This is a genomic window from Kitasatospora sp. NPDC057198 (assembly GCF_042670125.1).
Taxonomy (GTDB): domain Bacteria; phylum Actinomycetota; class Actinomycetes; order Streptomycetales; family Streptomycetaceae; genus Kitasatospora.
Window position 1 is genome coordinate 1 of the sequence record NZ_JBHUWH010000232.1, and the last position, 11878, is coordinate 11878.

Below are 11878 nucleotides of genomic sequence, written 5' to 3' on the forward strand. Positions count from 1 at the left end.
GGTCAGACCACGCCCACCAGCACGATCACCAGCGCGGGCAGCGCGACGAAGACGCTGCCCAGGTAGAGGGCGAGCACCCAGCGGTGCGCGGAGGCGACCCGGGCCAGGTTCTCGGCGCACCACAGCGGGACGGGGCGCAGGAACGGCAGCACGTAGATCGCCAGGATGGCGAACAGGTTGTAGAGCAGGTGCACGAAGGCCGCCTGGAGGCCGATCCGCGCGTCCGGCCCGACGCCGGCGAACGCCGCGAAGACCACGGTGAACGTGGTGCCCAGGTTGGAGCCGACGACGACCGGGTACACCTGCGCCGGGGTCAGCACGCCCGCCCCGGCGAACGGCACCAGCACCGAGGTGGTGATGGTCGAGGACTGGGTGACGACGGTGACGCCCATGCCCGAGGCCATCGCGAGGTAGCGGTTGCGGCCGACGGCGGCGACCAGCGCGTCCCGGGCCCGGCCGACCATCAGCAGCTTGAGCAGCCGGCCCAGGTAGCGGACGGCGACCAGGATCAGCACGGCGCCGATCCCGATCACCGCCAGCGGCCCGAGGGTCTCGTCCAGGTGCGCGCTCGCGCCGACCACCGCCCGCTCCACCGGCCGGGTGGCGGCCCGGACGACGTTGAAGTGGGCCGGGTTCGGCAGCCAGTCGGTGCCGTACAGCGCGTCGGTCAGCTCCCCGCTGAGCCGCTCCAGCGGGTGCCAGAGCAGTTCGAGCGGGAAGAAGACCAGCAGCGCCAGCCAGTTGTAGAAGTCGTGGACGGTCGAGGCGCCCAGCGCCCGGCGGAACTCGGTGCGGTTCCCGATGAAGGTCAGCGCGACCAGGCTGGTGGTCACGGTGGTGCCGACGTTCGCGCCCAGGATGATCGGGACCGCGCCCCGGATCGGCAGCGCGCCCGACCCGACGGCGGTGACGGCGATGGCCGTCGTCGTGGTCGAGGACTGGATCAGCACCGTCCCCAGCACGCCGACGCTGAGTCCGACCCACGGGTTCGCGGCGAACGCGAACAGGGTGTGCGCCGCCTCGCCGCCCAGCCCCGCGAAGCCGCTGCTGATGATGCCCACCGCGCAGACCAGCAGGTAGATCAGCCCGGCGACGCCGGACCAGCCGAGCGCCTGGGCCCAGCCGGGGAGGGGAACGGCCTCGGCGCCGTCCTCCCGGAGGTGGTCGTCCGGCCCGCCGCCGGGTGTGGCGTGCGCCATGGCCCCAGGCTACGAGCCGCGGGCGGGGTGCGCGCGGGAGCGGCGCGCCGGGAATGCCGAGAATTTTAGGTTTGCTAATGATGAGCAAGGCTCGTTAAACTCGGCCCGTCCTCACCCCACCGACCCCCAGGAGGTTCCCGTGCGGTTGAACCGGATCGACTGGACCCCGCCCGAGGGGGAGCGGAAGCAGCCCGCCCAGGTGCGGCGGATCCTCGGGCTGTTCCGGCCGTACGCCGGCCGGCTGGGCGTGGTGGGGCTGCTGGTCGCGGCCTCCGCCGTGGTCTCGGTGGTCACGCCGTTCCTGCTGCGCGCGGTGCTCGACACCGCGATACCGCAGGGGCGCACCGGGCTGCTCAGCCTGCTCGCGCTCGGGATGATCGCCGCCGCCGTGGTCACCAGCGTGCTCAACGTCCTCCAGACGCTGATCTCCACCACCGTCGGCCAGCGCGTCATGCACGACCTGCGCACCTCCGTCTACCGGCACCTGCAGCGGATGTCGCTGGCGTTCTTCACCCGCACCCGCACCGGCGAGGTCCAGTCCAGGATCGCCAACGACATCGGCGGCATGCAGGCCACCGTCACCGGCACCGCCACCTCGCTGGTCTCCAACCTGACCGCGGTGGTCGCCAGCGTGGTCGCGATGGCCGCGCTCGACTGGCGGCTGACGATCGTCTCGCTGCTGCTGCTCCCGGTGTTCGTCTGGATCAGCCGCCGGGTCGGCCGCGAGCGCAAGAGGATCACCGGCGAACGGCAGCGCCGGCTCGCCGAACTCTCCTCCGCCGTCCAGGAGTCGCTGTCGGTCAGCGGCATCCTGCTCGGCCGCACCATGGGCCGCTCCGGCTCGCTGACCCGCGAGTTCGCCGAGCGCTCGGACGACCTGGCCGCCCTCGAGGTGCGCTCCAGCATGGCCGGGCGGTGGCGGATGTCCACCATCGGGATCGTGATGGCCGCGATGCCCGCGCTGATCTACTGGGCGGCCGGGCTGGCCTCCGCCGCCGGGGCGCCGATCGTCTCGCTCGGCACCCTGGTCGCGTTCGTCTCGCTCCAGCAGGGCCTGTTCCGGCCCACCGTGAGCCTGCTGTCCACCGGCGTGGAGGTGCAGACCTCGCTCGCCCTGTTCCAGCGCATCTTCGAGTACCTCGACCTGCCGGTGGAGATCGACGAGCCCGAGCACCCCGTCCACCTGGAACGGATCCGCGGCGACGTCCGGTTCGAGGGCGTCGAGTTCCACTACCGCCCCGACCAGGACCGCCCCACCCTGACCGGCATCGACCTGGCCGTCCCGGCCGGCGGCTCGCTCGCGGTGGTCGGCGAGACCGGCTCCGGCAAGTCCACGCTGTCCTACCTGGTGCCCCGGCTGTACGACGCCACCGGCGGCCGGGTCCTGATCGACGGGGTGGACGTGCGCGAGCTGTCCTTCGAGACGCTGGCCCGCGCCGTCGGCGTGGTCTCCCAGGAGACCTACCTGTTCCACGCCTCGGTCGCCGACAACCTGCGCTTCGCCAAGCCCGACGCCACCGACGCCGAACTCGTCGCGGCCGCGAAGGCCGCCCAGGTCCACGACATGATCGCCGCCCTCCCGGACGGCTACGACACCGTGGTCGGCGAACGCGGCTACCGCTTCTCCGGCGGCGAGAAGCAGCGCCTGGCGATCGCCCGCACCGTGCTGCGCAACCCGCCCATCCTGGTCCTGGACGAGGCCACCAGCGCCCTGGACAACCGGACCGAGCACGCCGTCCAGCAGGCCCTGGACGCCCTCGCCGCGGGCCGCACCACCCTCACCATCGCGCACCGGCTCTCCACCGTCCGCGACGCCGACCGGATCGCCGTCCTCGACCGCGGCGAGATCGCCGAACTCGGCACCCACGACGAACTGCTCGCCCGCGGCGGCCGCTACGCCGCCCTGGTCGACCGCGAGGCGCTCCCCGCGCCCACCGCCTGAGCGGGGGATCAGCGCCAGGGCCCCAGCTTCTCCGGGTTGCGCACCACCCAGACGTCGGTGATCCGGCCCCCGGCGGCGCGGAACGCGAGCACGCCCACGACGACCCCGTCCACCCGCGCGACCAGCCCCTCCTGCCCGTTCACCGGCTGCTCGCACAGCTCGAGGCCGGGCTGCGCGTCCGCGAAGGCGGCCACCGCCGCCGCGATCCGGCCGCCGCCCGACAGCGGCTCCGGCAGGGCCTGGACCAGCCCGCCGCCGTCGGCCACCACCGTCGCGTCCGGATCCAGCAGCCCGACCAGCGCCCGGACGTCCCGCGCCTCCCAGGCCCGCCCGAACTCCCGCACCAGCGCGGCCCGCTCACCCGCCGGAGCGGCCGGCGGGCGGGCCCCGCGCACCCGGCGGCGCCCCGAGGCGGCCAACTGGCGGCAGGCCGCCGCCGAGCGGCCCACCACCACCGCGACCTCCGGGAACGGGTAGCCGAACACGTCGTGCAGCACGAAGGCGACCCGCTCCGCCGGGGTCATCGACTCCAGCACCACCAGGAACGCCATGTGCACCGACTCGTCCAGGGTGATCCGGTCCGCCGGGTCCCCGTCCGCGCCGTCCCCCGGCACCGGCTCCGGCAGCCACGCGCCCACGTACCGCTCCCGGCGCACCCGGGCCGAACCCAGCAGGTCCAGGCAGATCCGCCCGGCGACCGTGGTCAGCCAGCCGCCCGGCGCCGCCACCTCGGCCCGCCGCCGCTCCGGCAGCGCGTACCAGCGGGCGTAGGTCTCCTGCACCACGTCCTCGGCGTCGGCCAGCGAACCCAGCAGCCGGTACGCCAGGTTGGTCAGCCGCCGCCGCTCCGCCGCCACCACGCGCAGCGCCTCGTCCCGCCGCCCCGCCACGGTCTCTTCCACGTCGCTCCTCCTCGGTCCGTTCCCCCTGAGACCGGACAGCGCCCCGGAATGTGACATCCGGCCCCCGCCTCACACTCCGGGCCGCCGTTTCGTCGTACCGGCAGGAGCACACCGACGGACGGAGAGAGCACGATGGACGACTTCCAGCCGGTCGCCGACCGGATCGAGATCCAGGCCCTGCAGGCCGAGTTCACCGACGCGGTGACGATGCGCGACCGCCCCCGGCTCGCCGCCCTGTTCACCGCGGACGGGGTGCTGCGGATGCCCGACGTCCCGATCGAACTGACCGGCCCCGAGGAGATCCGGGTCGGCGGCGAGAAGCTCCAGGAGCAGTGGGAGTTCTTCGTGCAGAACACCCACCCCGGCACCGTCCGGATCGACGGCGACACCGCCACCGGACGGGCCCACATGTACGAGCTGTTCCGGCTGCGCGACGGCCGCCAGGGCGTCAACCACGCCGTCTACCACGACCGCTACCGGCGCACCCCGGACGGCTGGCGGTTCACCGAACGGGTCTACGAGATCCGCTACCTGGACACCAGCCCGCTCGGCGGCACCGCCCCCGGCACCACCCGCCCCGAAACCACCCGCCCTGCCCCCGCCGCCACCGACCCCGCCGCCCCCGCCACCGAGGACCGGCTCCAGCGGGCCGCCGCCGCCCTCGCCGCGCACGGCTTCGCCGTCGAGGTCCTGGACGGCGCCGCGGCCGCCCGGGCCCGGGTCCGCGCCCTCCTCGACCTCCTCCCGGACGGCGCGAGCGTGCTCACCACCGCCAGCGAGACGCTCCGGCTGACCGGCATCGAGGAGGACGCCGACGCCCGCCCCGGCGCGCTCAAGCCCCGGCTGCTCGCCATGGACCGGGAACGCGAGGCCGACGAGCTGCGCCGCCTGCTCGCCGCCCCCGACCTCGTCCTCGGCAGCGCCAACGCCCTCGTCGAGACCGGCGCCCTCGTCCTCGCCTCCGCCTCCGGCAGCCAGCTGCCCGCCCACGGCGGCGGTGCGGGCCACGCCGTCTGGGTGGTCGGCGCCCAGAAGCTCGTCCCCGACCTGCCCGCCGCCCTGCGCCGCGTCCACGAACACGTCCTCCCGCTGGAGGACGCCCGCAGCCGCCGGGCGTACGGCGCCCCCGCCGCCGTCAACCAGCTCCTGGTCCTGAACGCCCCGCCCCGCCTCGCCCGCGGCACCGTCCTGCTGCTGCGGGAGGCCGTCGGCTACTGACCCGGGCCGAACCGCCGACCCTCCCCGCGGCCTCGTCACCACCTGCTGCCATGATCGGCCGACACGACACGACACGACACGACACGACGCGGACGGGAAGGGCGGGCCATGGGCCTGACGGCGGAGCAGGTGGCACGGCAGATCGCGGCGGAGGTCGCCGCCGGGGCGCCGGAGGGCTGGACGCACTGCGTGCTGGCCGGGTACGCCGGTGCGACCGGCGGCCACGCCCTCTCCGGCGAGTACGCGGTGCCGGGCCGCCCGGACCGCCTCCTCGTGCACCTGCCGGACCTCGCCCGGCTGGGAGCGGTCTTCGGAGCGAGCCACGGCTGGCCGGCCACGGTCCTCGAACTGACCTGCCGCCCCTCCGGCGCCTTCGACCTGGTGGCCTTCCCGCAGGGACCCCTCCACGACCTCAACCCCCAGAGCAACTGGACGCTCGTCCTCGACCCCGACCACCGGCCCGCCGAACCCGGCGGCACCGGGGCCGACCACCCGGCCGTTCCGCACCCGTCCGCCGACCCCGCCCTGGCCGTCGAACGGCTGCACGCCCTGCTGCGGCAGGACGCCGAGGAGCGCGGCGAGGCCGCCGAACTGCGCCCGCCCGTCACCGAGGAGCGGCTCGCCGCCGTCGAAGGGCGCCTCGGCCGCGCCCTGCCCGCCGACCTGCGGGCGCTCTACCGGGAAGCCGACGGCGACGGCGGCCGGGAGGTTCTCGGCGGCTACGCCTGGCTGCCGATCGGCCGGCGTGCCGACGCCCCCGACAGCACACCGGAGCCGGGGCACTTCGACTGGCGGTACCAGTGGGACAGGGTCGTCTTCGACGCCCAGCCCGCGCACACCGTCCGCCGCCGCACCGCGCACCCCGGCTGGATCCCGATCGCCACCACCTACGACGGCGACTACATCGCCGTCGACCTCGCCCCGGCCGCCGGCGGCCACCACGGTCAGGTGATCGAGATCGGCGCCACCTTCGAGGACGGCCCCGGCCTGCTCGCCCCCTCCGTCACCGCCTGGCTCGGCCAACTGCTGGAACTGCCGGACGCCGAACCGCCGGACGACGAAAGGCAGCAACTGGTCGCCTCCACCCTGGACGAGGGGCTCACGCCGCGGACCCAGGCCGTCCACCTCAACGACGCCCGGTCACCGGTCGACCTCACCCCGCTCGCCGCCACCCGCCTGCGCCGCCTGCACCTCAACGGGTGCGCCACCGCCGACCTGACGCCGCTGGCGGCACTCCCGGTGGAGGACCTCCAGGTCGGCCTCACCGCGGGCGCCGACCCGGCCCCGCTCGCCGGCCACCCGCACCTCGCCTCGCTCGCCGTCCGCGCCGACCACCCGGTCGACCTCGCCGCGCTGCGCACCCTGCCCGCGCTGCGCGCCCTCGACCTGTCCGGCTGCCCCGCCGCGGACCTGGCGCCGCTCGCCGGGCTGCCCGGCCTGCGCTACCTCGCCCTCACCGGCCCGCAGTGGGGCGCCCTGGCCGCCGCGGGCCGCCTCCCCGCCGGCCTGGCCGCCGCGCGCCTGGCCGGGGGCGCCTCGCTCGCCGAGGCCCTCGACCTGCTGGCCGCCCTGGGCACCGACACCTCCGCCGCCGTCCGCCTCTCCGGCAGCCGGTAGGCCGCCGGGGAGGCGACGGGCGGGTCAGCCGCGGAAGTTCGCCGGGCGCTCCGGGGACGCCTCGGCCAGGGCCTTCGTGACGGCCTCGGTGCCCGCCCGCAGGCCGTAGACGGGGGTGTCGGGCTGCTGGCGCCAGGAGTCGTCGATGCCGCCGGAGTCGACGGTGTCGAAGCCCAGGGCGTCGATCAGCTCGCGCACCAGCTGCTTGGCGGCCGGGTCGTCGCCCGCGACCGGGAGGGCGATCCGCTCGGGGTCCCCCGCGGGGCGGGGGGCGTCCAGGATGTCCTGGGCGTAGGTGCCGTTGAACGCCTTGACCACGGGGTGGCCGAGCTGCTGCTCGACCCAGCGGCTCTCGGTCAGGCCGCCGTCCTCGATGGCGTCGATCCGGCCGTCCCGCTGCTGCGGGTAGTAGTTGTTGGTGTCGACCAGGACGAAGCCCTCGGCCGCGCCCGCGAGCAGGTCCTCCGGCAGGTCGGGGACGTTCTTCAGCGGGACGGTCACCACGACCAGCTCCGCGCCCCGCGCGGCCTCGGCGGCCGCCACGGCCGTCGCGCCGGTCTCGGCGGCCAGGTCGGCCAGCGTCTCGGGGCCGCGCGAGTTGGCCACCGAGACCCGGTGGCCGAGGGAGGTGAGGCGGCGGGTCAGGTTGCCGCCGATGTTGCCCGCGCCGATGATGCCGATCTTCATGGGAAGAGCTCCGTTCGGGTCCGGTTCGCGGGCGCCGGGGAGGGGGCCCCCACGAGGATGCCGAACAGGAACGCCCGCCCGGTTGTTCCCGGGCGGGCGGAAGTCCCCGACGGGGCGTCAGGCGGCCTTGGGCGACTCGTTGTACTGCTCGGCGGGCTCCTGGCCGGAGAGCGCCTGGATCGCGGCCATCACCTCGTCGGTGACCTGGCGGCGGGCCTTGGCCGAGCGGGCCTGGCCGTGCAGCTCGTCGAAGTGCAGCGGCTCGCCGAACTTCACGCTGATCTTCCGCAGCCGGGGGATCCGCTTGCCGACCGGCAGGATGTGCTGCGGGCCCTCCAGGGCGACCGGCACCACCGGGACGCCGGCGGTCAGCGCCAGCCAGGCCACGCCGGTCTTGCCGCGGTACAGCCGGCCGTCCAGCGAGCGGGTGCCCTCGGGGTAGATGCCGAAGGCCCGGCCGGAGTTCAGGATCTCCAGGCCCTCGTCCAGCGAGGCGGTGGCGGCCCGGACGCTGCCGCGCTCCACCGGGACGGCGTTGATCACGTGGGTGAAGAAGAACCGGGAGACCGCGCCCTTGAGGCCGCTGCCGGTGAAGTACTCGGCCTTGGCGAGGAAGAACACCTGGCGCGGCGCGGCCAGCGGGATGACCACGCTGTCCACGAACGACAGGTGGTTGCTCGCCAGGATCACCCCGCCCTTGCGCGGCACGTTCTCCAGGCCCTCGATCGTCGGCCGGTACAGGGCCTTCGCGAGCGGCTTGAGCACGAGCTTGGTGACGAGGTCGATCACGGTGTTGGCCCTCCCTGGCCGGATGAACGGGTCCGGCCGGGGGACATCCCCGTCCGGGCCCCGCCGCGGGGGCGGGGCGCGCGGCCCGGACCGGGCCGGACCACTGGGCAACGGACCGCAGACTACGACATGGACCCCGCGGTTCGTCCACATCCGCCGCCGGGGCGGCGCTGCGATCCTTGTCACGCCCGCCCGGTGGACGGGTCGTGTCTCGAGGAGTGGGACGGCGCTCAGGCCCGGAGCGGGAAGATCCGGCTGACCACCCGCTCGGCGGCCCGGCCGTCGTCCCAGGGGCAGAACCGCTCCCGGAAGCGCCGCCGGGCCTCCGGCTCCGGGTCGCCCGCGAGCAGCGCCTCGGTGAGGGCGTCCTGCTCGGTGGTGACCGCGCCGGGCGGCTCCTTCATCAGGTCGAAGTACACGCCGCGGACCTCCTGGTACTCCTCCCAGTCGGGGGCGTACACGGCGATCGGGCGGTCCAGCACCGCGTAGTCGAACATCATCGAGGAGTAGTCGGTGACCAGGGTGTCCGCGGCCAGGTAGAGGTCCTCGACGACGGGGTGGTCGGAGACGTCCAGCAGGGTCGCCGCGCCCGGGGCGGCGGTCAGGTCGCCCGCGCCGCCCTCGTGGAAGTAGTGGGTGCGCACCAGCACCGTCCAGCCGGGGCCGAGCCGCCCGGCCAGCTCGGGCAGGTCCAGCAGCGGCAGGTAGCCGCCGCGCGACTCGCGGTGGGTCGGCGCGTACAGCACGGTGCGCTGCCCGTCGGCGATGCCCAGCGCCCGGCGGGCGTCCACGCACTGCTCGGGGGTGGCCAGCACCAGGCGGTCGTTGCGCGGGTAGCCGGTGTCGAGGATCTGGTAGGTGCCGGGGAAGGCCCGCGCGAAGTGCTTGCTGGTGTGCGGGTTCGGCGAGACCAGGTAGTCCCAGCGGCCGACCACTTCGCGCAGCCGCTCGAAGTCCATCCCGTCCGCGGCGACCGGCCGGTCCACCAGGTCCATCCCCATCGCCTTCAGCGGGGTGCCGTGCTGGGTCTGCACGTGCACGGTGCCGGTGCGCTTGGTCATGGTGTGCGGGAAGTTGACGTTGTTGACGAAGTACTTGGCGGTGGCCATCGCCTTCAGGTACGCGGGCGTGTTGACGATCACGTACGGCACCCCGGCGGGCAGCGTGGCGGCCCGCTCGGCGTTCTCCACCACCCACACCCCGCGCACCTGCGGGGCCAGCTCCTTCGCCTTGGCGTAGATCGCCGCCGGGTTGCAGGCGTAGCCGCGGTGCCAGTACGCCGCGTACACCGCGAGGTCCTTGTCGATCGGCATCCGCTTGAAGGCGTTGTACGCGGTGAGCCTGGCCCCGCTGCGGACGGCCTTCTTCACCCCGGGCGCCACCGACCGGGCGCCGCGCTTGACCGCGCCGGGCAGCCGGCCGCCGCGGCGCAGCTCGGCGTAGGCGCGCCGGGAGCCGCGGGCGGCCAGCCGGTACTGGACGCCGCGCACGCCGGACGGGTACCGGTAGCCGTCCGGGCGGTGCTTGGCGAAGTGGCCGGTGATCCGGGCGAAGAACTCCGGGCGCAGCCCGACCGGGACGAGCCCGGGGCTGTCGTAGACGGTGAGCGCCTGCTTGACGGTGCGGTCGAAGACCAGGGTGCGCAGGGCGTCCGCGCGCTCGTTCCGGTCCAGGAAGGCGAAGATCGCGTCGTACTGGGCGAAGGCGTCGGCGTGCTTGGCGGAGGCGGTGGCGGTGATCGCGCCGGGGCGGCCGCGCCGGTAGTTGTAGCAGGGCCGGTCCAGGTAGAGCAGCCGGTCGGCGGCCAGCAGCAGCGGGTAGGTGACCGAGATGTCCTCGTAGTGGCCGCCGCCGAAGCGCACGTCCAGGCCGAGCAGGTACGCGCGGCGCATCACCTTGTTCCACACCGCCAGGACGGCGTTGAACAGCGCCGGGTGCTCGGCGGCGGTGCAGCCGGACACCAGCGGGGAGCCGGCCAGCACCTTGCGCCACGGGTTCGGCTCCCGGCCGCCGTCGGGGTAGACGTGGACGAAGTCGGTGATCAGCACGTCGGCGGGCACCTCGCGGGCCGTCTCGGCGCGCAGCTCGGCCAGTACGGCGTCGATGCTGCCCTCGGGCAGCCAGTCGTCGCTGTCGACGAACCAGACGTAGGTGCCGGTGGCCTCGGCCAGGCCGGCGGTGCGGGCGCCGCCGAGCCCCCGGTTGTCGGCCAGGTGCAGCACCCGCATCCGCGGGTCGCCGGCGGCGTGCGCGTCCAGCAGGGCGCCGCAGTTGTCGGGGGAGCGGTCGTCCACCGCGATCAGCTCCACCTCGCCGGGGGCCGCCCCGTCCGACCGGAGCGAGTCCAGGCACTGCGGCAGGAAGCGTTCCACGCCGTGAACGGGCAGGACGATGCTGAGCAGGGGTGGCACGTGCGTTCACTCCGCGAAGGGATTGAGAGGGTGGCGGCCGGCCGGGCGCCCGGTACGGACACTCTACCGAGCGGGCCTGGACGCTCCCTGGGAACGGACGGCGGGGGAGCGGACGGCGGGGAGCCGGCGGCGGGCCGGCCGGGCCGCGGCACCCCGGGCGCAGGTGGTCGGGGTGACCGGGGTGTCGCGGACGGCGGGGAAACGCGACCGCCGGTGCCGCGCCGTACCAGCGGCGGCACCGGCAGCCCGGTTGGCGGTCCGACCGACCCTCAACGATCGACCGCCGGTCCGTCCACCACGTCGGAGTCGGGCCGCCGCAGCGTCGAGACGGCCGGACAGTGACTCACTGTGGTGTCGGAAGCGTAACGGGATGGTCGGGTGATTCGTTCATCTTCGAAATCACCCGACCGGGGATGGGTGGGTGTTCCCCGCTATCCCGTGTCGCTGTAGATATTGCTTGGAGGTTTCGGCCACGTCAATCCCTCGTATGTGTTCAATTTCTGAACTCAAGATGACGGGCCCGTTCCGTTCGCGCGTCCGTTCGCGCGCCCGGCGCGTCCGCGACCCCCCGGCGCACCCGCCGACCCCTGGCGCGCCCCGTTGGTGCACCCGGCCGCCGCAGAGCCCAACACCCGGTCGGTGCTTGGATGGTGCACCATCAACCGATGCCTAGTCGTGACCGGCACCACCGGCCCCTGGTGAAGCGTCAGTTCCCCGCGCACGGTACGGTGGCAGAACACCAGGACGGTTGTGTGAAGGCCGTCGTAGCCGGATAATCTTCGCCTCACGGCCCTGGCGCCTCGTAGGGGTGGGAAACAGATGGAACAGATGCAAGTGCGGCCGCGGCCCCGGGTGCCCGCGATCCAGTGCGGTGTCGGCACGACCGGCCGCCGGATCGACCGACACCTGGCGATCCTCGGCGCGCCCGCGCTCCCGGTGGTGGACACGGCAGAAGCGCTCGGCCTGATAAGGGAACTGACGCCGCGCGGGCCCAGTGCCCCCGCACCGGCCGCCTCGCCGCGCCGCAGCGCCCGGGTCTCCCTGATGGCCCCGCTGCGCCGCCTCAAGCGGAGCCTCTTCGGCAGTCGGGGCTGACGCCGGGCGGGTGCGTCC

The 11878-nt window shown here is 74.5% G+C and carries 9 protein-coding genes; 4 read left to right on the forward strand and 5 right to left on the reverse strand.

The window, feature by feature from the left end; translation table 11 throughout:
• Positions 1 to 2 precede the first annotated feature (2 nt).
• Positions 3 to 1199, reverse strand: coding sequence for a thymidylate synthase (locus ACFUEL_RS23995; protein ID WP_380238807.1), 1197 nt, complete (start codon positions 1197 to 1199; stop codon positions 3 to 5).
• Positions 1200 to 1338: 139 nt separating this feature from the next.
• Between ACFUEL_RS23995 and ACFUEL_RS24000 the strand changes: the two genes are divergently transcribed.
• Positions 1339 to 3141, forward strand: a complete 1803-nt coding sequence (locus ACFUEL_RS24000) for an ABC transporter ATP-binding protein (RefSeq protein WP_380238808.1) — start codon at positions 1339 to 1341, stop codon at positions 3139 to 3141.
• 8 nt (positions 3142 to 3149) lie between these two features.
• On the opposite strand, the gene sigJ is transcribed toward ACFUEL_RS24000, so the two are convergent.
• Entirely contained in the window at positions 3150 to 4043 is an 894-nt protein-coding gene (sigJ, locus tag ACFUEL_RS24005) for an RNA polymerase sigma factor SigJ (RefSeq protein ID WP_380238809.1), read from the reverse strand.
• A gap of 132 nt (positions 4044 to 4175) precedes the next feature.
• Between sigJ and ACFUEL_RS24010 the strand changes: the two genes are divergently transcribed.
• On the forward strand, positions 4176 to 5261 hold the full coding sequence (locus tag ACFUEL_RS24010; RefSeq protein ID WP_380238810.1) for a nuclear transport factor 2 family protein: 1086 nt from the start codon (positions 4176 to 4178) through the stop codon (positions 5259 to 5261).
• Positions 5262 to 5369: 108 nt separating this feature from the next.
• The gene (locus ACFUEL_RS24015; RefSeq protein WP_380238811.1) at positions 5370 to 6878 is read left to right on the forward strand and encodes an SMI1/KNR4 family protein; all 1509 of its coding nucleotides are present in this window, start codon (positions 5370 to 5372) and stop codon (positions 6876 to 6878) included.
• A 24-nt stretch (positions 6879 to 6902) separates the two neighbouring features.
• Here the strand turns inward: ACFUEL_RS24015 and ACFUEL_RS24020 are convergent, their stop codons facing one another.
• The 3 genes from ACFUEL_RS24020 to ACFUEL_RS24030 all read right to left on the reverse strand — a co-directional run bounded on the left by ACFUEL_RS24020 (position 6903) and on the right by ACFUEL_RS24030 (position 10765).
• Entirely contained in the window at positions 6903 to 7565 is a 663-nt protein-coding gene (locus tag ACFUEL_RS24020; protein WP_380238812.1) for an NADPH-dependent F420 reductase, read from the reverse strand.
• Positions 7566 to 7682: 117 nt separating this feature from the next.
• Entirely contained in the window at positions 7683 to 8354 is a 672-nt protein-coding gene (locus ACFUEL_RS24025; RefSeq protein ID WP_380238813.1) for a lysophospholipid acyltransferase family protein, read from the reverse strand.
• A 230-nt stretch (positions 8355 to 8584) separates the two neighbouring features.
• Positions 8585 to 10765 (reverse strand): CDP-glycerol glycerophosphotransferase family protein, encoded by a 2181-nt coding sequence (locus ACFUEL_RS24030; RefSeq protein ID WP_380238814.1) that lies wholly within the window; start codon positions 10763 to 10765, stop codon positions 8585 to 8587.
• A gap of 819 nt (positions 10766 to 11584) precedes the next feature.
• Between ACFUEL_RS24030 and ACFUEL_RS24035 the strand changes: the two genes are divergently transcribed.
• Positions 11585 to 11860, forward strand: coding sequence for a hypothetical protein (locus tag ACFUEL_RS24035; RefSeq protein ID WP_380238815.1), 276 nt, complete (start codon positions 11585 to 11587; stop codon positions 11858 to 11860).
• The last annotated feature ends 18 nt before the right edge of the window (positions 11861 to 11878 follow it).